Annotated in this window: 23 protein-coding genes; 2 read left to right on the forward strand and 21 right to left on the reverse strand. The window is 31.4% G+C overall.

What is annotated here, in order from left to right:
* Nucleotides 1-3: 3 nt before the first annotated feature.
* From CAMP5053_RS01315 to CAMP5053_RS01340, 6 genes are read right to left on the reverse strand one after another with little or no spacing between them, the layout of a single operon-like run.
* Nucleotides 4-849: a polyprenyl synthetase family protein gene (locus tag CAMP5053_RS01315; RefSeq protein WP_192866653.1), complete on the reverse strand. Its 846-nt coding sequence runs from the start codon at nt 847-849 to the stop codon at nt 4-6.
* Entirely contained in the window at nt 849-1,928 is a 1,080-nt protein-coding gene (locus tag CAMP5053_RS01320; RefSeq protein ID WP_087700823.1) for a DUF7488 domain-containing protein, read from the reverse strand. The genes CAMP5053_RS01315 and CAMP5053_RS01320 overlap by 1 nt, the downstream gene beginning before the upstream one ends.
* The gene (locus CAMP5053_RS01325) at nt 1,925-2,230 is read right to left on the reverse strand and encodes a YbaB/EbfC family nucleoid-associated protein (protein ID WP_039617208.1); all 306 of its coding nucleotides are present in this window, start codon (nt 2,228-2,230) and stop codon (nt 1,925-1,927) included. The genes CAMP5053_RS01320 and CAMP5053_RS01325 overlap by 4 nt, the downstream gene beginning before the upstream one ends.
* Entirely contained in the window at nt 2,231-3,514 is a 1,284-nt protein-coding gene (locus CAMP5053_RS01330; RefSeq protein WP_337217133.1) for a UDP-N-acetylmuramoyl-L-alanyl-D-glutamate--2,6-diaminopimelate ligase, read from the reverse strand.
* Nucleotides 3,498-4,037 (reverse strand): histidine kinase, encoded by a 540-nt coding sequence (locus tag CAMP5053_RS01335; protein ID WP_087700821.1) that lies wholly within the window; start codon nt 4,035-4,037, stop codon nt 3,498-3,500. Before CAMP5053_RS01335 ends, CAMP5053_RS01330 begins: the two co-directional genes overlap by 17 nt.
* A complete protein-coding gene (locus CAMP5053_RS01340) occupies nt 4,024-4,293 on the reverse strand; it encodes a NifU family protein (RefSeq protein WP_337217167.1) in 270 nt (89 codons plus the stop codon). The genes CAMP5053_RS01335 and CAMP5053_RS01340 overlap by 14 nt, the downstream gene beginning before the upstream one ends.
* A gap of 123 nt (nt 4,294-4,416) precedes the next feature.
* Here CAMP5053_RS01340 and CAMP5053_RS01345 point away from each other — a divergent pair, with 123 nt between their 5' ends.
* Together CAMP5053_RS01345 and CAMP5053_RS01350 are read left to right on the forward strand one after the other, a co-directional pair.
* Nucleotides 4,417-5,658 carry a multidrug effflux MFS transporter gene (locus tag CAMP5053_RS01345; protein WP_214135754.1) on the forward strand — a complete coding sequence of 414 codons (1,242 nt, stop codon included), beginning with the start codon at nt 4,417-4,419 and terminating at the stop codon, nt 5,656-5,658.
* Between the two features lie 198 nt (nt 5,659-5,856).
* Nucleotides 5,857-6,369, forward strand: a complete 513-nt coding sequence (locus tag CAMP5053_RS01350; protein WP_337217134.1) for an ATPase — start codon at nt 5,857-5,859, stop codon at nt 6,367-6,369.
* 167 nt (nt 6,370-6,536) lie between these two features.
* On the opposite strand, the gene flgE is transcribed toward CAMP5053_RS01350, so the two are convergent.
* The 15 genes from flgE to CAMP5053_RS01425 all read right to left on the reverse strand — a co-directional run bounded on the left by flgE (nt 6,537) and on the right by CAMP5053_RS01425 (nt 20,109).
* Nucleotides 6,537-9,008 carry a flagellar hook protein FlgE gene (flgE, locus tag CAMP5053_RS01355; protein ID WP_337217135.1) on the reverse strand — a complete coding sequence of 824 codons (2,472 nt, stop codon included), beginning with the start codon at nt 9,006-9,008 and terminating at the stop codon, nt 6,537-6,539.
* A 233-nt stretch (nt 9,009-9,241) separates the two neighbouring features.
* Complete coding sequence (locus tag CAMP5053_RS01360; RefSeq protein ID WP_263691252.1) at nt 9,242-9,757, reverse strand: type II toxin-antitoxin system VapC family toxin; 516 nt, start codon at nt 9,755-9,757, stop codon at nt 9,242-9,244.
* Nucleotides 9,757-10,104, reverse strand: a complete 348-nt coding sequence (locus CAMP5053_RS01365) for an STAS-like domain-containing protein (RefSeq protein WP_337217136.1) — start codon at nt 10,102-10,104, stop codon at nt 9,757-9,759. The genes CAMP5053_RS01360 and CAMP5053_RS01365 overlap by 1 nt, the downstream gene beginning before the upstream one ends.
* 9 nt (nt 10,105-10,113) lie before the next feature.
* The gene (locus CAMP5053_RS01370) at nt 10,114-10,986 is read right to left on the reverse strand and encodes an ATP-binding protein (RefSeq protein WP_337217137.1); all 873 of its coding nucleotides are present in this window, start codon (nt 10,984-10,986) and stop codon (nt 10,114-10,116) included.
* Nucleotides 10,987-10,991: 5 nt separating this feature from the next.
* Complete coding sequence (hisIE, locus tag CAMP5053_RS01375; RefSeq protein WP_337217138.1) at nt 10,992-11,618, reverse strand: bifunctional phosphoribosyl-AMP cyclohydrolase/phosphoribosyl-ATP diphosphatase HisIE; 627 nt, start codon at nt 11,616-11,618, stop codon at nt 10,992-10,994.
* A gap of 11 nt (nt 11,619-11,629) precedes the next feature.
* Nucleotides 11,630-12,397, reverse strand: a complete 768-nt coding sequence (gene hisF / locus CAMP5053_RS01380; RefSeq protein WP_214125574.1) for an imidazole glycerol phosphate synthase subunit HisF — start codon at nt 12,395-12,397, stop codon at nt 11,630-11,632.
* A complete protein-coding gene (gene hisA / locus CAMP5053_RS01385) occupies nt 12,379-13,113 on the reverse strand; it encodes a 1-(5-phosphoribosyl)-5-[(5-phosphoribosylamino)methylideneamino]imidazole-4-carboxamide isomerase (protein ID WP_337217139.1) in 735 nt (244 codons plus the stop codon). The genes hisF and hisA overlap by 19 nt, the downstream gene beginning before the upstream one ends.
* 6 nt (nt 13,114-13,119) lie before the next feature.
* Nucleotides 13,120-13,701 (reverse strand): imidazole glycerol phosphate synthase subunit HisH, encoded by a 582-nt coding sequence (gene hisH, locus CAMP5053_RS01390; RefSeq protein WP_337217140.1) that lies wholly within the window; start codon nt 13,699-13,701, stop codon nt 13,120-13,122.
* Entirely contained in the window at nt 13,698-14,540 is an 843-nt protein-coding gene (locus CAMP5053_RS01395; protein ID WP_214125580.1) for a DNA-methyltransferase, read from the reverse strand. Before CAMP5053_RS01395 ends, hisH begins: the two co-directional genes overlap by 4 nt.
* A complete protein-coding gene (locus CAMP5053_RS01400) occupies nt 14,533-15,372 on the reverse strand; it encodes a type II restriction endonuclease (RefSeq protein ID WP_337217141.1) in 840 nt (279 codons plus the stop codon). Before CAMP5053_RS01400 ends, CAMP5053_RS01395 begins: the two co-directional genes overlap by 8 nt.
* A complete protein-coding gene (gene hisB / locus CAMP5053_RS01405; RefSeq protein WP_337217142.1) occupies nt 15,369-16,436 on the reverse strand; it encodes a bifunctional histidinol-phosphatase/imidazoleglycerol-phosphate dehydratase HisB in 1,068 nt (355 codons plus the stop codon). Before hisB ends, CAMP5053_RS01400 begins: the two co-directional genes overlap by 4 nt.
* Entirely contained in the window at nt 16,433-17,713 is a 1,281-nt protein-coding gene (gene hisD, locus CAMP5053_RS01410; protein WP_337217143.1) for a histidinol dehydrogenase, read from the reverse strand. The genes hisB and hisD overlap by 4 nt, the downstream gene beginning before the upstream one ends.
* Before the next feature lie 9 nt (nt 17,714-17,722).
* Nucleotides 17,723-18,622 (reverse strand): ATP phosphoribosyltransferase, encoded by a 900-nt coding sequence (hisG, locus tag CAMP5053_RS01415; protein ID WP_214100125.1) that lies wholly within the window; start codon nt 18,620-18,622, stop codon nt 17,723-17,725.
* Between the two features lie 116 nt (nt 18,623-18,738).
* Nucleotides 18,739-19,092: a 50S ribosomal protein L17 gene (gene rplQ / locus CAMP5053_RS01420; protein ID WP_012660847.1), complete on the reverse strand. Its 354-nt coding sequence runs from the start codon at nt 19,090-19,092 to the stop codon at nt 18,739-18,741.
* Nucleotides 19,093-19,095: 3 nt separating this feature from the next.
* Complete coding sequence (locus tag CAMP5053_RS01425) at nt 19,096-20,109, reverse strand: DNA-directed RNA polymerase subunit alpha (protein ID WP_337217144.1); 1,014 nt, start codon at nt 20,107-20,109, stop codon at nt 19,096-19,098.
* Nucleotides 20,110-20,118 lie beyond the last annotated feature (9 nt).

Consider the following 20,118-nt stretch of genomic DNA (forward strand, 5'->3'; position numbering starts at 1 on the left):
TGTTTAACCTTTTAAATATTTATCAATCAAAACTTGAAGCTCATTAGCAAGCTTAGAGTCTAAATTTTTCATTTTTTCTTCGCATAATGCAATTTTATCATCTTTTGCCTTTTTAGCACCTTCTAAACCCAAAAGTTTTACAAAAGAATTTTTATGCAAATCATTATGAGTTGGCTTACCTGCTTCTTGGGTATCTAAAGTCGCATCGATAATATCATCTTTGATTTGAAAAACTAATCCTATCAAAAGCCCTATTTCATAAATTTGCTCGCATTCTTTTTCATCTAACTCACAAATTTCACAACCCATTCTTAAAGCTGCTGCGATTAATCTTGCAGTTTTATGAATATGCAAAAACTCAACTTGCTCTAAATTTAAAGGCATGTCTTCAAAATAACAATCAATAGCTTGCCCGATAATCATACCGCCAAGCCCTGCATTAAAAGCTAAAGTTTCTATGAGTTTTAATTTAACATTTTCTTTTAAATCAAGTCTTGAAAGCAGTAAAAAAGCTTCGGTATTTAAAGCATCACCTACTAAAATAGCTGTGGTTTCATCGTATTTTTTGTGTAAAGTTTGTTTTCCTCTACGCAAAGAGGCATTATCCATAGCAGGTAAATCATCATGTATTAAAGAGTAAGTGTGGATAAATTCCAAAGCCAAAGCCGCATTTAAAGCTTTTTCAAACAAAGCAGGATTTTTAGCATTCACTATCCCTAAAAGCAGTTGAGCTCTAAAATGCTTCCCACCAGCTTCTAACATCCATTTTAAAGCTTCATTGAAAAACGGATGAAAGCTTTGAATTTTAGGAAAATTTCGCTCTAAATGCTGTTTGAATTTTTCTAAAATCACTTACTTAGCCTTATAAAAAAGTCAAAATATCCTTTATTAAAATGCTCAAAATCATTATTTTTAGCTGAAGGGATATTACTTGCTTGTCTTGAGATCAAAATATCAAAAACATTAGCTTGACTTAGTATGGCTTGAAGCTCATTGAAATTGTTGATTTTTTGATTATTAATTCTTAAAATTTTATCCCCTTTCAAAAATCCAGCCATTTGCGCTTTAGAATTTGGAGTTACTTCTGTAACATTCATTTTCATATCTACGCGCAATCCTAGATTACTATAAAAAGAAGTTGGCTTAGCTTGAACTACTTTTTTAGGTTTAGCAAATACACCTAAATCTTTATCAAAAACTGTCGTGGAAATATTTACATCTTTATTGTCTCTTAGCATATTAAAATACAAAGTTGCACCACGATCGGCAAATAAAATTTTCTCATTTAGTTTTCTTAAATCATCATAAACTTGTCCATCTACACTCACAAGCTCATCATTAAGCAAAAATTGCCCATTTTTGCGCACATTTTTTACATAAATTTTGCCATCACGCGTATCAAAATCCACACCTATATCACCCCAATAAACATCAGGATATTTTGCAAAGTGTTTTAAATAACGATTACCTATGAGCTTGCCATCTTCTAAAGTTATACCTAACATTTTACAACATGGCGAGTTAAGTTCTCCGATTTTAGAAGTAAAATCAAGCTGATCACGTTCTGTTAAACTTTGTCCAAAATACTTCAAATGCCCTATATAGCTTTTATTGCTATCTAAAATTCCCACCCAGCTATTGCGCGTTAATTCTTCTTCATCTCCCATAGGAGCAGGGATTAAACTAAAATCTGTCTTTACCAAATATAAATTTAAAAAAGGATCATACTTGGTATAGCTGTTTAATTTCGCGTTTTTAGTTTTAACCACTGCTAGAGTATTTTCATTTAAAGCAAAGGCAGGTAAACCCTCATAAATTAACATACTAGCTTTGTTTTTTTCATAACAACCCAAAAAATCATTAAAAGTCGGTCTTGGTACAGCAAAAAGCACACAAGTTATACCTAAAATACAAAGTAAAATTCTCATAGCATTCCCATTCCGCTAAATAAATTACTAGCCATTGATTTTTTATTTTGTTCTACCATTTTCATCACATCATTCATCGCTGCTATTAATAAAATTTGCATAGATTCTTTATCTTCAAGCAAAGAATCATCAATATTTATATCGATGATTTCACCTTTTCCATTAGCACTAACTTTTACTAAACCACCGCCACTTTTTGCACTAAATTCTTTTTTTAAAGCCTCTTGCTCTAATTCATTTGCTTTCTCTTGAGCCTTAGTTAAAAGCTCACCCATTTTAGAAAAATCCATATTTTCAAACATTTATTTTCCTTCTTTTAATATCTCTAATACTACTTCTTTATCATTAAAAGGATATTTTACACCCTTGATCTCTTGATAAGTCTCATCACCCTTACCTAAAATCACCACAAAATCATTTTTAGTTTTAAGTTTTAATGCTTTTTTTATCGCTTCTTTTCTATCACATTCTATAAAAACACTCTCATCTTTTTCTATGCCACTTAAAATATCATTAATGATATCCATAGGCTCTTCTGAACGCGGATTATCACTTGTGATGATAAGGTTTTTAGCATAGTGTTTGGCAATTTTAGCCATTAACGGACGCTTAGTTTTATCTCTATCTCCCCCTGCTCCAAAAACTACAATCAAATCACGATACTTTAAAGCATCTAAAACTTTTTCTATACCATCAGGTGTATGGGCAAAATCTACAATCACATCTTTTGCGACTACTTGCATTCTACCTTCAATGCCACCAAAATTACTAATGGCCTTTTCAAGCTCTTTTAAATTTGGTTTTACAAGTTCATTCACACAAGCACTTGCAGCTAAAAGATTATAAAGATTAAAAAGCCCCACCAAAGAAGAGTCAATCATAAAAGTTTCTTTTCCAAAATTTACCACAGCTTCAATGCCATTTTTTAAAGCATAAGCTTTAATGTGATAATAACTTGGATTTTCTACTCCGTAAGTAAAAGCACCTTTGACATTAAAATTTATAGCTTTTGCATCTTTATTGATAAATTTCATACATTCATCAGTAAAAAAACTTTCTTTTGCCACTTGGTAGTTTTGAAAATCCCCATGAAAATCTAAATGATCTTGAGTGATATTAGTAAAAATTTTAGCCTTAAACTCAAGCCCTTCAATGCGGTTTTGCACCAAAGCATGCGAACTTACTTCCATAATTAAAAATTCACATTTTTCCTTACTTGCTAAAGATAAAAGCTCTAAAGTTTGCAAAATAGGAGCAGTAGTTAAGCCTTTTGGAGTGATATTTTTATCATTTATAAAACTACCCCTAGTTCCCATCAAAGCGCATTTATAACCTAAATCAAGCAAGATAGAATAAATAGCACCTGCAGTAGTTGTCTTGCCGTTTGTGCCTGTAATACCTATGATTTTTATATTTTCATCTATATTTAAAAGTTTCTTACACTCAGCTATACTTATAATTTGTGCTTGTTTTTCTAAAGCTTGATGAAGAAATTTTTCATTTTGAACAGTTTTTAAGAAAAAACAATCTTTTTCGCATTCATTAGAATTATCACAAATGAAAGTATTTTCAATCTTTACTATCATAATTTAATTCCTTGATTTTCTCACTAAGCTTGATAAATCTATAATTAGAATAAAAATGCGCTGAAACATCTTCCATATAGGCTACAAGCATATCTTTATAACCATGCTCTAAAAGTTTTTCTAAAAAATCCACAAAGTCTTCTTTATCATTAATGATAAGTTTATTTGATATTATAACATTTTCTAAAGCTTGTTTAAACCCAACTTTTGCTTCACTCAGTAAAAAATCTTGATAACTCAAACCCTCAAAATCCTCACTATCTTCTTCAAACTGCACACTTTGACTAAGATTAATGAGTTTTTCTAAGTCTTTATCTACTTTAGTATTTTTATAATTTTGCATAAAAAATTCAAAAAAAACAAAAGCTTCTTCAGGGCTTTTTAACGCCAAATCACAAATACTAATAAAAGTCAAAAGTCTTTTGTTTTTACGCTTTTCATAAGCAAGAGAAAAATACATCTTAGCATTTTTAAAATCTTTTTTATAAAAACACTCTATGGCTATTTTTTTATAATTTTGCAAATTCGCTTTCCCCGCCTGCTAAATTTACTATAGAAATATCTGGATGTATGTCGATTTTAAGCTGTTTTTCCAAACCGTATTTTAAAGTCGTCCCACTAGCTGGACAACCATGACAAGCTCCGGTTAATTTTACATAAACTACACCATTTTTTACACCTAAAAAATCAAGCCCCCCGCCATCATTTTCTAAAATATGTATAGTTTTAGCTAGACTTGCTTTTACAGGCTCGATTAATTCCTCATCACTAAAAGGCATATTCATAACTTTTCCTTGATTATTTTTAGTTTAATTTTATCTTATTTGCCTTTAAAAAATGTAAATTATTGCTTATTTTAAATTCTTTTGCTATACAATGATAAAAATATTTTAGGGATACTTATGCAACAGCACACACAAATAAAAGGTTTTGAAAAACTCAAGCTTATTATAATTTTGGCTTTTTTATCATCTATTGCACCACTTTCAACTGATATGTATTTGCCTGCTTTAAATGAAGTAGAAAAAAGCTTTCAAACCAATTCTTTTTATACTCAACTTTCCCTTGCAAGTTTTTTCATAGCCTTTTCTTTGGGTCAGCTTTTTTATGGGCCATTAAGTGATGTATATGGCAGAAAAAAACCTTTATACATAGGACTTTTTCTTTTTATTTCTTCGAGTATTGCTTGTGTTTTGGTTGATTCTATTCATGCTTTTATAGCTTTGCGTTTTTTTGAAGCTTTGGGAGGTTGTGTAGGCGTAGTTGTAGCAAGAGCTATAGTAAATGACGTTTTTGAACTTAAAGAGGCGGCAGGAATTTATGCACTAATGATGGTTTTTACCTCTTTAGCTCCTATGCTCTCACCTACTTTTGGTGGGATTTTGCTTGAGTTTTTTTCTTGGCGTAGTATATTTTTGACATTATTTATTTTAGGTTTTATTTTGTTTATGCTTGTTATTTTTGCCTTAAAAGAAAGCAATCATAATACTAAAGGAAAAAAATTTAATCATAAAGAAGTTTTAAAAGGTTATAAAAAAATTTTAAAAGACCGTCGTTTTGTGGTGTATTTGCTTTGCGGTAATTTAATCTTTGCAGGTTTTTTTGCTTATTTAACCGGATCATCTTTTATTTTTACACGTATTTTTAATCTTAGTGAACAACAATATGCTATACTTTTTGGTATAAATGCATTAGGCTTTGTGATATTTGCAAATATCAACGCAAGATTAGTTCTTCGTTTTTCTCCTTATTATATACTACCTAGATCTTTTATGATGATTACTTTTTTAACTTTTTTACTCATTTTAGGAGCAACTTTTGATCTAGGTTTTTGGGCTTTTGAAATTCCTTTATTTTTGATTATAGCAAGTTTAGGTTTTATCCTGCCAAACACCACCACTTTAGCTATGGCAAGATCAAAACAAAATGCAGGTAGTGCTTCAGCACTCTTAGGTGCAGCACAATTTGCTATGGCAGGAGTGATGGCATTTTTAGTAAGTCTTTTAAATGCTAATACACCTATATTTTTATCACTTATTTTAGGCACTTGTGCGTTTTTATCTTTGGTTTCTTATCTAAGTTTAATCAATAAAAGAAAGTTAAATAAAATCAAAAAGAAGTTAAGCGTGATTTCTCACGCTTAATTAAGCAATATTTTTGAAAAGATTCACTGACTATATCGAACCTTTTTTAAAAAACTTTATATTTATTTTCAAAACACTTATAAACAATTTATGTTAAAATTTCTCATCAATCAATAAAGGCTTTATTGATGAAAAAAATAGCTACTATTTTTGCAGGAGCCGAAGGATGTGGAAAAACTACCTTGTATTATAATGAACTTGAAAAAAAACAAAGACTTTGGACTTAGAATCAACATCGATGAAATCGTAAGTAGCTTTGGCGACTGGAAAAATCAAGAAGATCAATTTAGAGCTTCAAGGATAGCCATTAAAATGCGTGAAAACTATATCAAAAAAGCTTATGATTTTAACCAAGAAACCACACTTTGTGGCACTAGCATTTTATCTTTATTCAAAAAGCTACAAAAAAATTCTTACACTATAAATCTTTACTACATCGGACTAGACTCTCCAAACACAGCAAAACAAAGAGTTAAAATTCGCGTAGCTAAAGGCGGGCATGATATAAAAGAAGAACTTATAGAAAAAAGATACTATGAATCTTTACAAAATTTTAACACCGTTGCTAAATTCTGTAACCACATTACTATTTTTGACAATACTCAAAATTATAAAAAACTCTTAGAATTTAAAAACAGCAAGCTAGAAGTATTTGAAACTACCAAATGGCTAGAACCATTAATGATAAATTTTAAAAATCCAAGTTTATAAATTTTTATTTTAACTTGTCGATATGCAAATCATGCTACTCACTCCTTAAGGCAAGAAAGAAGTGAGTTAGCAATAGATTGAAGGCTTCAAGGCTATCAAGTATTACAAGGCTACCTCGATAACCTTGTAAAGCTTGATCCCAAGGTTTTTAAAACCTTGGGTTAGAATTATTGTTTTAATTGAAGCAAAGTATTTAAAAGCTGATCACTTGTAGTAATCGTTTTTGAGTTTGCTTGATAACCTCTTTGGATTACGATAAGCTCAGTTAATGCACGACTTAAATCCACGTTTGACATTTCTATAGCTGAGCCTTTTAAGCCTCCTCTACCACCTTCGCCTGCATGACCTATAGTAGCTGTTCCTGAGTTTGCTGTCGCTTTATAAAGGTTATTACCCATTTCTTCAAGACCCATGTTGTTTGGGAAAGTAGCTAGAGCAACCTTAGCTAGAGCTAGAGTTTTACCATTTGTAAATTCTCCATAGATATAACCATTCTCATCAGTTCTTAATGCATCTGGCTTTAAGTTACCCCCTGTGTAACCATCAGTTTCTTGTTTAGTGGTAGCTGAGTCTTTATCATAGCTTGTTAAACCATCAAAACCACCTGTTGTTCCAAAGTCAAGTTTTATAACTTGATCAGGTTTTGAACCGTTATTTCCAGTGAAGTTCAATACATTTGGCGTATAGCTTTGCAAAGAGCCATCATTACCAAATTTTAAATTTCCTACTACTATATTTCCTGGAGCACCATCACCACTGAAATTAATCTCTGCAGGCTCAGGCACTGAGATGATGATAGACCATTCAGCTCCACCATCTGCTGTTTTAGCTTGCTTAGTAAATTGCACAGTTAGCTCATGTCTAGTTCCTAGCGAATCAAAGATTTCCATGCTGGCAGTATGCGCTGATAAATACATGTCTTGAGAATATTTTTCATTATTACCTGCATTAAAATTTCCATCTAAGGCGCTAAACATCGCTGTAAATTTATCATTTGTAGCAATTTTATTTGCCTCATCTGAAAAACCAGTAACCTTAAAAGTCATGTCTTTAGAGTTTTGTGTTTTTGGGTTTGTGATTTTAAATCTACCATCACTTTCAACTACCACTTCCACACCAGCATTTGCATCCTCAGCAACAGTAGTGCCACCATTAACATAATTTTCTAGTGTTCCATCTCCATCATAATCCACACCCCATCTTGCATCTCTTTGCAAAAGCTCTCTTAAATCTTCTGTGGTATGGAAGGTTCTTTGCCCTGTAGCTGTAGGCATATGTGCTTCTTCTGCTGTAGCTGCATTTGGATTTGGATTAGCCCCTATATCTACACTACTAGAGCTATAAATATATTCATGAGCAGTTATTACCTGAACAGAGGTTTTAGCTGTCCCATTTACACCATTAGGATCATCAGTTCCAAGCCAAGCCCTATCAGGTGTGCCTACAGGTTCTAATAATCCAGTAATCTGCCCACCACTAGAAACATCGGTACCTCTTGTTCTAACTTGAGCTCCAGCAGTTGTACCAGCAGCGTTGATTTGAATATCTAAATTTTTAGACTTTGCTGTAGTTCCTGTGCTATTATCATTAGTAAAAGTTATTTTACCATCTACTACAGAAGCTACTACACCAGTTTCTGCTGTCTTAGCATTGATAGCATTTAAAAATGTAGTTCTACCCACACCTTCTGCTTTAATATTTACACCATTTATGGTTATATCTAAAGTAGCAGGGTAGGTTTTATCTCCATCTTTAAAACCCCAAAAAGTATAATTTGTATTTGGTTGAAATTTTGATCTATCTTGCGGTAAATTTGGTTGCATTGTTACATTAGAAGTATGTTTCGCATCTGCAAAACTTACCCACATACCTTGCCCTTCTCTTAGGTTTAAACCCTCACCTTGAGCGTTAAATACCACGCCCATATCTACACCTTTTTCTGTTACTTGGGCTCCACTTTTTGAAGTAGTGTAAAACTCAGTATGACCTGTATCATTTTCATCTATAGCCGTTCCTGTATCAGTTCTCATACCATGAACAGAATCAAGAGCATAGATAGGACGCTTAGCAGAAGCATTCATACCTAAAGTATTACCGCTATCTAAATTTGCTGTAAGTTTTACTGAAGAGCTTGGTTTAGCAGGCATACTCATACCAGGTGGGATCACGATATCTGTTACAGATTTAGAAGAGTCAATTTGACCTGTTTCTTGATTATAATTCCAACCTTGAACAGTATAGCCGTTATTATCTACGAAATTTCCTACTGCATCTGTTTTAAAGTCCCCTGCACGAGTGAAAAACTGCGTAGTGCCACCATCATTTGAAACGATGAAAAATCCATCTCCATTAATAGCCATATCGGTGTTTTTGTCTGTAGTTTGGATATTACCCTGAGAGTGAATTCTAGTCGTAGAATTTACACCCGCACCAAGTCCAACTTGCATAGGGTTTTTACCACCTAGGTTACCATCTGGAGCTGTAGCTATCTTAGAAGTTTGGCTCATAAGCGTTGAGAAATCCGCACGAGAATACTTAAAACCAAATGTATTAACATTGGCTATGTTGTTACCTTCTACATCCATTGCGTATTGGTGTGCTTGGAGTCCTGAAACCCCAGCCCAAAGAGATCTCATCATAATTAAATCCTTTAAAAAATATTGCTTTGTGAATATCTCACAATCTTCTATTGCTTAGCAGATATAAAGCAATAAGTGTTCCAAAAATACAAATAAAATGAAATAAAAAAGTAAAAAATAAATCAAAAATTAGGTTTTAATGTGTAAAGTTTTTTAAAAATTACTCGATATAGTTAGTGAATCTTTTCAAAAATATTGCTTAATTAAGCGTGAGAAATCACGCTTAACTTTTATTAAAAATTTTTTAATGCAAGAATATTAAGATCTTTATTTTTAAAATCTTTATCGTTAGTGAATAAAATCATATTTTCTTGTTTGCAAATTTCTACTAAAGCTTTATCACATAAATCAATAGTTTCATTATCTAAAATTTTCGCAACAAAATTTTTATCAAAATCTACCATCACAAGAGAAAAATTTTCTAACAATGACTTGACAATATTAGCAATATCTTTTTCTATTTCTGAACCCTCTTTGCTATTTCTAAAATTTTTATACTTAAGTTGCCCATCTATCTCTTTTGCCTTTTCAAATTCAATTTTCATACAGCGACTATAAAATTCAGAAATATTTAAAAAACTAGTATAACACAGAGCTTTTGATTTTAAAAGCTCATTATACAAGCTAGCACATTCTTCTTGTAGCTTTTTATCACTTGGATAAAAAAGATAAATCAAAATATTAGTATCGAAAAATATTTTTTTATTATTTAGTGTAAAGATGTCCTTTAAATGATAAATAACAGACATCAATCTTCTTCTAAAATTTCTTTTATAGATTGGTTGATTTTGCCAGAGTTTTTGTAATAATTTTTAGCATTAGCTGTTACTCTTTTTAACATTGCTTTATCTTCATCTTTCATATTTTCAACACTCAATTTTTCTTTTATATATTCTTCACTAAAATCATTATATAAATTTCCTATAGCAGAATTTAAAAAAGCTGTTGTCAAAATATTAATATCCTTAAATGACAACACTACTTTATCTTCGGTTTCTAATACTTTTTTTATCTCTGTAAAAACTTTTTGTCCATCTTCAGATAAGATGCATTGGCTGTTTGTAAGTTGATTTATATTTATTGTTTTTGTTTGCATATTTTTTCCTTAAAATAAATCATCATCTTCTATTTTTAATTTATATGAGTTAGTATCATTTGTTTTAAATATCATATTAACCATACTACCATAAAATTCATAATCTAAAATATTGTATTTTTCTTCATTACCGCTCATTTCATATAAACAATCCCCACTTAAAATTTGTAGCTTTCCTTTATTTAACTTTATAAATTCCATTATAAGTTTAAAACCAAGACCTCCTGTTTGTTTTTTAGTTGTATTTCCCTCTTTTATAGCCCATTTGATAGCATTTTCGGAAGAAAATTTTTTCCCAGAATAATTATTTAATTTTTTAGCAAATCCTATTCCAGAATCAACAATAGAAAAATACAACTCATGTTCTTTCTCATCTAAAAAACTACAAATATAAATTTTATCACTTTCGCTATGTATATTTGCGTTATCAAAGATTTCAAAAATTGATTTTGCAATTTCTTTTTTTACCAATTTACTTATTTTTGGAAATTCTTTATGATCTAATATTACTGAATTAACATACTCCTTAAATACTTCACTTTTAGATTCTTCTTTTGTTTTTATATGGAAGTATTGTTTAAGTTTAGAATGTTTTGTGAAATTTCTTTCATAATTGAAATTTTCTAAAAATCCAATATTATGTAATTTTGAATTACTTGATTTAATAATAATATTATAAGCTTTTAAATATTTTTCTATATAAACACCCAACAAAGCGCATAAACTTACATCAAAAGAATCTTCAATTTGGATAATAATATTATCTGAAAAATTATATTCGGAAAATATTTTTCCAAACTTTAGAATTTTATTATAACCTTTCAAATCACTTTGAATATCTTTTAAAAGATGATGAATAAACATCTGTTTATTGATATTCATACTGTTTATTTTGAATTTCTTTCTTTTAATTTAGCAATCACATCATTTAAACTCAAATCCGCATCAGCTAATAACACTTCTAAATGATAAAGTAAATCAGCAGCTTCATTTATAAGCTCTTCTTTATCTTTAGCAGTAGCAGCTAAAGCAGTTTCAACGCCTTCTTCGCCTACTTTTTGCGCTATGCGTTTAGTACCTTTTGAAAAAAGTTCAGCCGTGTAAGAAGAACTTGCGCAAGTGTTTTTACGTGAATTAATCAGTCTTTCAAGACGCGATAAAAACACAAAATCAGCCTTTTTAGAAAGCGTTTCAAAACAAGAAGTATCACCTGTGTGACAAGTAGCGCCTTGAGCTTTTACAAGGATTAAAATACAATCTCTATCACAATCAAGCCCCATATCTATAATATGTAAAAAATTTCCACTTTGCTCACCTTTCATCCACAAACGCTCTTTAGTGCGTGAGTAAAATACAACCTTTTGATGCTTAAAACTCTCTCTTAATGCCTCTTCATTCATAAAACCTTGCATTAAAACTTCACAAGAATGATAATCTTGTATGATCACAGGAACAAGGTTATTAACCTTTTGCCAGTTAATGCTTTTTATAAATTCTTCTTCATTTATCTTCATAGCTTTTCCTTTTAAATACGAATTTGTATGCCTTGATCTTTTAAAAATAGTTTTAATTCTTTAATATCTATAAGTTTTTTATGAAACACAGAAGCTGCCAAAGCTCCATCAACACCAAGTTTAAAAGCGTCTAAAAAATGCTCTTTAGTCCCTGCACCACCACTTGCTACTAAAGGCACAGGACAAATTTGTCTAACTTTAGCAAGTTGATCAAGATCATAACCCTTTCTCATGCCATCTTGATTCATCATATTTAGCACGATTTCACCCGCTCCTAACTCGCATACTTGCTTTACCCATTCTAGTGTTTTTTTACCACTATGATGAGATTTGCTCTCATCTCCGGTGTATTTATAGACTAAAAGCTCATTGTTTTCATCTTTAAAAGTATCTATGCCTACGACTACACATTGTACTCCAAAGTTTTTTGCAAGGCGTGAGATCAAATCAGGGTCATTTAAAGCAGGGGAATTAATAGAAATTTTATCAGCACCATTTGCTAAAAGCTCTTTTGCATCATCTTCGCTTTTTATGCCCCCTGCAACGCAAAATGGTATAGAGATATTTTGTGCTACTTTGCTTACCCAAGTTCTATCAATACGCTCATTTTTAGCTGAAGCGGTTATATCATAAAATACAAGCTCATCAATGCCATTTTGTGAGTAAAATTTAGCAAGTTCTATGATATCGCCCATATCTTCATGGTTTTTAAACTGCACCCCTTTAACTACTCTACCATCTTTTACATCTAAACATGCGATTATGCGTTTTGCAAGCATTCTTGAGCCTCCTTTATGCTAAATTCTTTATCAAGCAAGGCTTTACCTACGATGATACCACTTACTATGCCATTTAACTTTTTAAAATCTTCTAAGCTCGCCACGCCTCCACTTGCTTGGGTTTGTAAATGTGGGAATTTCTCATGTAAAGCTTTATATAAAGTGATATTTGCTCCACTCATCGTGCCATCTTTAGAAATATCTGTGCATAAGATATGTTTTACATCTTTATAAAAATTTAAAAGCTCAAATAATTTTTCATCGCTTGTTTTACTCCATGCATCAACAGCCACAAAAAACTCATCTTTAATACAAATACTATCAAGCGCTAAGACTATATTTTCTACGCCAAATTCATTTAAAAGCTCTTGTGTAAAGGCTTTGTTTTTAACCGCTAAAGAGCCTATAACTACGCGTTTAACACCGCTATCAAACAAAGCTTTAACCTCATCTTTAGTGCGAATTCCTCCACCTACTTGAAGATTTACTCTAATTTTTGAAGCTAGCTTTTCTATGAGTTTTAGTTGTCTTTTACTAGGATCTTTTGCACCGCTTAAATCCACCAAATGAAGCCAAGCAATGCCTTGAGCCTCATACTCTTGAAATTTAGCTAAAGGATCAAAGCTGTATTCTTGCTTTTTAGCGTAATCTCCTTTATAAAGCCTTACCACTTTGCCATCTATTAAGTCTAATGCTGGAATGATTTGAGTTTGCATTTTTACCTACATATTTATGAAATTTTTTAATAATACTTCACCTGCTTCGCCACTTCTTTCAGGGTGAAACTGCACGCCATAAAAATTGTCTTTGTTTAAACTTGCACTAAATTTAGTAGAATACTCACACTCTGCAATGGTGTATTCATTTAAACTCACACAATAACTATGCACAAAATAAAAATAAGCTCCATCTAAGCCTTTAAAAAGCTCATGAGAGCTAAAGACTTGATTCCATCCCATATGTGGGAAAGTAAAATTTGCTTTTTCTTGGAATTTTTGTGTCTCAAAAGGCATAATACCAAGTGTTTTTTGGTGTAATTCTTCTGAAAATTTACCCAAAATTTGCATACCAAGACAAATACCTAAAAGTGGTTTTGTGGTAGTTTGGATAAAATTTTCTAAATTAAGTGCTTTTAGATTAGCCATTGCTTTAGCTGCTGTGCCAACTCCAGGAAGCAAAAGCTTATCTGCTTGTGAGAGTTCTTTTAAATCATGCGTGATAATACCTTTTTGCCCTAAACGCTCGAGTGCAAAAGCAAGAGAAGCTAAATTCGCACAACCTGTATCTATAATAGCTAGTTTCATATCATTCTCTCTTGAAATAAATTTGCTTTTGTTAAAACTTTCAAATCGTTAATCTTATTTTTAATCATTTGAAAATTTTTCTCTAACTCTATTTTACGATTTACAGAAATTTTAATAAATTCATCTTCTTTTTCAAAACCTATAAATTTTCTATTTAATAAATTAGCTGCAATCCCTGTAGTCGAACTTCCACTAAATGGATCGCAAATTAACGAATTTTCATTACTTGCCATTAAAATTAATCTAACAAGTAAAGGTAGTGGCTTTTGGGTGGGGTGTTTGCCATTATTTTTTTCCCACGGAGCTATAGCGCTAAATTGCCACACATCTCGCATTTGCTTATTTTCATTTAATTTTTTCATCAACTCATAATTAAATATATGTTTATGTTTAGGACTTTTTCTAGCCCATATAATCTGTTCTGTAGAATGAGTTAAATATCTACAAGAAAAATTAGGTGGTGGATTAGTTTTTTGCCAAGTAATAATATTTAAAATTTTAAAATCAAGTTTTTGTAAAATTCTGCCAAGAGAGAAAATATTATGATAAGTTCCGCTTATTAAAATACTTCCAGTATCTTTAAGTGCTATTTTTGCGTTTGAGATCCATTTTAAGTTAAACTCATCTATTTTTTCAATATCATCACCTTTATCCCATTGCCCCTTATTTACACTTACTATTTTACCACTTTGGATACTCAAACCATCATTAGATAAAAAATAAGGGGGATCTGCAAAAATTAGATCAATTTGATTTTCAAATTGAGGTAATAATTTATTACAATCATTTTGATAAAGCTGAAAAAGTTTATCTTTACTTGTAAAAATAGACTTAGACATTTTTTACCTTTAAGATAAAATTATTAATATTAGAAAGATTATAAATTTCTACTTTTTTATAAGCTTCTTCAAGTTTATTTTTAGCTTTTAACCAACCTTGACCATCTGTTATCCATATAAATTCATATTGAGAAAACCGATCAAATTTAGGAGCTAGTTCTTGATAAGCTCTGGCAACTTCATTTAATTTACTTCCCGCACCTGCATAAAAATTACATTCTATAAAATAAGTTTTTTTAGAAGCAAAAATTACAAAATCAAATTTTTTTATATCTTCACCAAAAGCTTTATGAAGTTCAGGAAATTTTTTAATATTTACCTGCTCTTCAAATTTTAAACAATGTGGAGTAAAAATTTCTTTTAATTGCATTTCCATTATTTTACCACTACGATTTTTTCTCGCATTAGTATCAAGCCCCACTTCTATTCCGAATACATAATCATTTAAATTTTTAATCTCATGAGTAGAAAAAATTTCTAACAAGCCTGTTTCGCAAATAAAATTATAAACACTATCTGAATTTTTAAAATACCCTTCCAAAGATACAAAATTTGAAAATTGATTTATAACAATGTCTTTTTTATCTTTATCTCTAACCGCAATTAATACATTTAAAACATTAAAAGCTTTTGGATATTCTTCAAAAAGTTCTTCTATAGATTGCCTTAATTCATTTTCGCTTTTTCCTAGTAGAAAATTTAAATGATTAAGATAGATGCTAATTTTATTTTTATTTCTTAAGCATTTTTCCCAATCTACATAAAAATCTAAATGTCTATTTGTGGCTTGCAAACTATTTATAAATTTTTCAAAACTAAGTTCGTTTTTCATATCACTCCTTTTGAGCTTGCTAGGTTTTCATTTTCTATTTTTATAGCCATTTTTAAAGCTCTTGCAAAAGCTTTAAAAAGTCCTTCGGCTTTGTGATGATCGTTTTTGCCTTTAACTTTTAAATGCAAACTCGCACCCATAGCATAGCTTAGTGAGTAGAAAAAATGCTCTATCATTTCTGTGCTTAATTCTCCAAGTTTTTCTTTTTTAAATTTAGCCTTATAAACTAAATGCGGTCTATTGCAAAAGTCAATCGCACAACTTGCCAAGCACTCATCCATAGGTAAAACAAAGCCATATCTTGTAATGCCTATTTTTTGATCTAGTGCATTTTTAATAGCCTCGCCCAAAGCAAGTGCGACATCTTCTACGCTATGGTGTTCATCAACTTCTAAATCCCCTTTGCATTTTATCTCTAAAGATATATTCGCATGCGTAGCAATTTGCTCTAACATATGATCAAAAAATGCGATATTTGTTTTTATATTAGCTTTTGTTTTTTCATTAAAAGCTATTTTAACTTGAATTTGGGTTTCTTTGGTATTACGCTCTATACAAGCACTGCGGTAATTTTGCAAGATAAAATCAGCGATTTGCTCCCAGTTAAAATCGTTTTTGTCATATTTTAAACCTTGAATTTCAAGATTTTGCGCTAAAAGCATATCGCTGTCTCTATCGCCTATGACAAAACTTTTGTTTTTATCATAAAGTTTATTTTTGATATAGTTTTCAAGCATGGCAGTTTTTGGCTTCCTGCAGGCGCAATTTTCATGCTCAAAATGCGGGCATATAAAGATATCTTCAAATTCTATACCACAACTTTGAAAAACACTTAGCATTTTTTCATGAGCCTTGTCAAAATTTTCCTTAGGAAAAGAATTTGTGCCTAGGCCGTCTTGATTACTCACCATAACAAATTTAAAACCAAAATTTTTTAACTTTAAAAGTGCATTGATGGCACCTTTTTCAAACTCAAGCTTTTCTAAAGAATCGATTTGAAAATCATCTTTTGGCTCATCAATGAGCGTGCCATCTCTATCGATAAATAAAATTTTTGCACTCATTTTAGACTTTCTAATCTTAAACTCACGGCGTTTTTATGCCCATCAAGCCCTTCAGCTGCTGCTAAAACTTCCACCACAGGCCCAAGTTTTTTAAAGCCTTCTTTACTAAGTTCTTGCACGGTCATTCTTTTCATAAAATCAGCAAGCCCTAATGAAGAATAAGACTTAGTAAAACCATAAGTTGGCAATACATGATTTGTCCCACTTGCATAATCTCCCATGGATTCTGGAGAATACTCACCTAAAAATACCGAACCTGCATGCATAATATCATCAAGTAAGCTAGATGGATTTTGTGTATGAATGATCAAATGCTCGGGTGCATAGTCATTTGAAATACTTATGGCATGTTTTATATCTTTTGCAAGAATGATTTTAGAGTGTGCTAAAGATTTTGAAGCAATTTCTTTACGCGAGAGTTTTTCAAGCTGTAAAGCAACTTCATTATCTACTTCTTTGGCTAATTTTTCACTTGTACAAACTAAAATCGCTTGAGAATCTGCTCCATGCTCAGCTTGTGAGAGTAAATCTGAAGCTATAAATTTAGCATTAGCAAACTCATCTGCTAAAACTAACACTTCAGAAGGCCCTGCTTGCATATCAATAGCTACTCCATGATTATTAACTTGCTTTTTGGCTTCAGTTACAAAGGCATTTCCTGGACCAAAAATTTTATCTACTTTTTGCACACTTTGCGTTCCATAAGCAAGTGCTGCTATGGCTCCTGCTCCACCTATTTGATACACTGCATCAACTTCACAAAGTTTTGCTACAAAAGCAATAGCAGGGTGCAGTGGCGCTGGGGAAGCTAAGGCTATGAATTTACATTTTGCAATTTTAGCTGGGATAGCTAGCATGAGTGCGGTTGAAAAAAGTGGCGCTAAGCCTCCTGGTATATAAAGCCCTACTTTTTCAATGGCTCTTGTTAGCACCTTGCAAGTTACCCCTTCAAAGGTTTGAACTTCTATGGTTTTACTTTCTTGAGCTTTGTGGAATTTATAGATATTTTCATAAGCTATTTTAATAGCTTGTTTTAACTCATCATCAATTTGCTCTGCTAAACTGCTAAGCTCTTCATCGCTTAGTTTTATAGAATTTAACTCTACTTTATCAAATTTTATGGCCATTTGTTTTAAAGCTGTATCGCCATTTATTTTGACGTCTTCAATGATTTGTTCTACTATGGTTTTAACCTGTACATTAGCACTCATAGCAGGACGCTTGAGTGCTAATTCTTGTTCGCTTTGGTTTAATTTTTCAAAATCCAGTATTTGCATGTTTATCCTTTAAGAGAGCATTTTTTCAATAGGTAAAACTAAAATCGCGCTTGCACCTTCTTTTTTTAAAGCTTCCATAGTTTCCCAAAATAAATTTTCTTGACTTACCATATGTAGCGCCACTCTAGCTTTATCATTTTCTAAAGGTAAAATCGTAGGTTTTTCAACACCTGGTAACAAGGCTGTAATTTTTTCTAGCTTTTCAATAGGAGCATGCAACATGATGTATTTTGACTCTCTTGCTTGCATAACTCCATGAATTCTAATGAGTAATTTATCGATTAATTCTTGTTTGTGTGAAGCTAAACTTTCTTTTCTTTGGATAATACAAGCTTTTGACTTATAAATTACCATAACTTCTTTAAGTCCATTTGCTTTTAAAGTAGCTCCACTTGAAACCAAATCACAAATTCCATCGGCTAAATTTGCACTTGGTGCTACTTCAACTGAGCCTGTTAACATACAAGTTTTATAAGGAATGTTATTTTCTTCCATAAAACGCTTTAAAAGCTGTGGATAAGAAGTTGCTATGCGTAAATTTTTAAAACTTTCTATACCTTTATACTCACTAGTTTCTGGCAATGCTAAAGACAAACGACACCCACCAAAATCAAGCTTTTTAAGCATTATAAAATCTGCATTTTCGTTTTTTGATTTTCTTTCTAACTCATTTTCTTCTAAAACATTTTCCCCAACTATGCCAAGATCTACTACCCCATCAAAAATTAATCCTGGTATATCATCATCTCTTACTCTAAGTAAATCAATAGGTAGATTTGTAGAAAAAGCAATCAAGCTTTGATCGTGTATGCGAAGTTTTACACCTATAGACTCAAGCAAGGCGATAGAATCTTTACTTAAACGACCTGATTTTTGTATAGCTATGCGTAATCTTGAATTTTCTTGCATTTTTTTCCTTTTTTGTAGTTAAAAGATTAATAGTAGCAAAAAATGGATAAAAATACAAAAAATAGTAAGTAAATAAATAAAAATAAGAAGTTTTTAGCCTTTAAAAAGGCTAAAAATTAAGCTACGAATTCGATGAAAGCCATTTCTGCAGCATCGCCACGGCGAATTCTTGTTTTAATAATTCTTGTATAACCACCGTTTCTATCTGCAAATTTAGGTGCGATTTCTGTTACAAGTTTATTTGTAGCTTCCTTATCTTGTAAGCTAGCAAAAACTGCTCTGTGAGCATTGAAATCACCTTTTCTTGCACGAGTGATCAATCTTTCAACATAACCTCTTAATTCTTTTGCTTTAGGTAATGTTGTTTCTATTTTACCTGCTTTAATAATAGCAATGGTAAGGTTTTTTAATAAGGCTGCACGGTGAGTAGAAGTGCGACCTAACTTTCTATATCCATGTCTATGTCTCATTGATTATCCTTCATTTTGTGCTTTTAATTCTGTAATTTTTTTCTTTAGCGTTTCTTTTGCACTATCACTGAGTTTTGAATTTCCTATAGGGAAACCTATAGATTCCATTACGCTTTTAATCTCATCTAAAGATTTTTTACCAAGATTTTTTAAATCTGCAAGTTCACTAACACTCATTAAAGCAAGCTCGCCGATATAAACCACATTTGCTTTTTCTAAGCAGTTAAAACTTCTTGCACTTAAATTTAACTCAGTTATATTTTGAAGTAATTTTACATGTTCTACTTCATTATTTGGTGTTTGACTTCTTACAACGCTTTGTGCATTAGTGATTTTATCAAACACTGATAATTGTTTATACATTGCTTCTAAAGCATTTTTAAAAGCATCACTTGGTGAAATTTGACCATCGGTTGTGATTGTAAAAACAACTTTTTCATAATCTGGATTATCTTCAAAAAGCACTTTTTCTATATCATAAACCGCATGTTTTACCGGAGTAAAGAATGCATCAAGTGCTATAAATTCAGGATCTAAGAAATTTTGAATTTCTTCAGAAGGCACATAACCTATACCTTTTTCAACAATTAAAGTAAATTCTAAATCTGCATCTTCATTAATCGTTGCAAGATAGCTATCTGCATTCACAACTTCAACAACTTCATTGTCTAAGTCTTTTCCGCAAATTTCTTTTGGTCCTTTAAAACTAAAAGTTACGATTTCTTTTTCAGAATCTGTTTTTAGTTTAAATCTTAATTTTTTTAGATTGATAATAAACAATGCTACATCTTCAAGCATACCACGCATACTATCAAATTCATGTGCTACGCCTTTGATTTTAACTCCTGTTGGAGCAAAACCTACTGTGCTTGAATAAAGCAAACGACGCAAAGGATGCGCCAAAGTAATAGCATAGCCGATTTCAAAAGGCCATGCACTTACTTTTGCTACTGTATCACTGATATTTTCAATACTAAACTCTGTTGGTGTATAAGCAGAAGTTGTAATATGTCTCATATCAAAAAC

Origin of the sequence: Campylobacter sp. S4:11 (genome assembly GCF_024723695.1) — a bacterium.
GTDB lineage: Bacteria > Campylobacterota > Campylobacteria > Campylobacterales > Campylobacteraceae > Campylobacter_D > Campylobacter_D jejuni_C.

Excerpts from the sequence above, each read along its gene's own strand:
- CAMP5053_RS01320 (WP_087700823.1), bottom strand. The coding sequence starts at position 1,928 with ATGAGAATTTTACTTTGTATTTTAGGTATAACTTGTGTGCTTTTTGCT.
- CAMP5053_RS01325 (WP_039617208.1), bottom strand. The coding sequence starts at position 2,230 with ATGTTTGAAAATATGGATTTTTCTAAAATGGGTGAGCTTTTAACTAAG.
- CAMP5053_RS01330 (WP_337217133.1), bottom strand. The coding sequence starts at position 3,514 with ATGATAGTAAAGATTGAAAATACTTTCATTTGTGATAATTCTAATGAA.
- CAMP5053_RS01340 (WP_337217167.1), bottom strand. The coding sequence starts at position 4,293 with ATGCCTTTTAGTGATGAGGAATTAATCGAGCCTGTAAAAGCAAGTCTA.
- CAMP5053_RS01345 (WP_214135754.1), top strand. The coding sequence starts at position 4,417 with ATGCAACAGCACACACAAATAAAAGGTTTTGAAAAACTCAAGCTTATT.
- flgE (WP_337217135.1), bottom strand. The coding sequence starts at position 9,008 with ATGATGAGATCTCTTTGGGCTGGGGTTTCAGGACTCCAAGCACACCAA.
- CAMP5053_RS01360 (WP_263691252.1), bottom strand. The coding sequence starts at position 9,757 with ATGTCTGTTATTTATCATTTAAAGGACATCTTTACACTAAATAATAAA.
- CAMP5053_RS01365 (WP_337217136.1), bottom strand. The coding sequence starts at position 10,104 with ATGCAAACAAAAACAATAAATATAAATCAACTTACAAACAGCCAATGC.
- CAMP5053_RS01370 (WP_337217137.1), bottom strand. The coding sequence starts at position 10,986 with ATGAATATCAATAAACAGATGTTTATTCATCATCTTTTAAAAGATATT.
- hisIE (WP_337217138.1), bottom strand. The coding sequence starts at position 11,618 with ATGAAGATAAATGAAGAAGAATTTATAAAAAGCATTAACTGGCAAAAG.
- hisF (WP_214125574.1), bottom strand. The coding sequence starts at position 12,397 with ATGCTTGCAAAACGCATAATCGCATGTTTAGATGTAAAAGATGGTAGA.
- hisA (WP_337217139.1), bottom strand. The coding sequence starts at position 13,113 with ATGCAAACTCAAATCATTCCAGCATTAGACTTAATAGATGGCAAAGTG.
- hisH (WP_337217140.1), bottom strand. The coding sequence starts at position 13,701 with ATGAAACTAGCTATTATAGATACAGGTTGTGCGAATTTAGCTTCTCTT.
- CAMP5053_RS01395 (WP_214125580.1), bottom strand. The coding sequence starts at position 14,540 with ATGTCTAAGTCTATTTTTACAAGTAAAGATAAACTTTTTCAGCTTTAT.
- CAMP5053_RS01400 (WP_337217141.1), bottom strand. The coding sequence starts at position 15,372 with ATGAAAAACGAACTTAGTTTTGAAAAATTTATAAATAGTTTGCAAGCC.
- hisB (WP_337217142.1), bottom strand. The coding sequence starts at position 16,436 with ATGAGTGCAAAAATTTTATTTATCGATAGAGATGGCACGCTCATTGAT.
- hisD (WP_337217143.1), bottom strand. The coding sequence starts at position 17,713 with ATGCAAATACTGGATTTTGAAAAATTAAACCAAAGCGAACAAGAATTA.
- hisG (WP_214100125.1), bottom strand. The coding sequence starts at position 18,622 with ATGCAAGAAAATTCAAGATTACGCATAGCTATACAAAAATCAGGTCGT.
- rplQ (WP_012660847.1), bottom strand. The coding sequence starts at position 19,092 with ATGAGACATAGACATGGATATAGAAAGTTAGGTCGCACTTCTACTCAC.
- CAMP5053_RS01425 (WP_337217144.1), bottom strand. The coding sequence starts at position 20,109 with ATGAGACATATTACAACTTCTGCTTATACACCAACAGAGTTTAGTATT.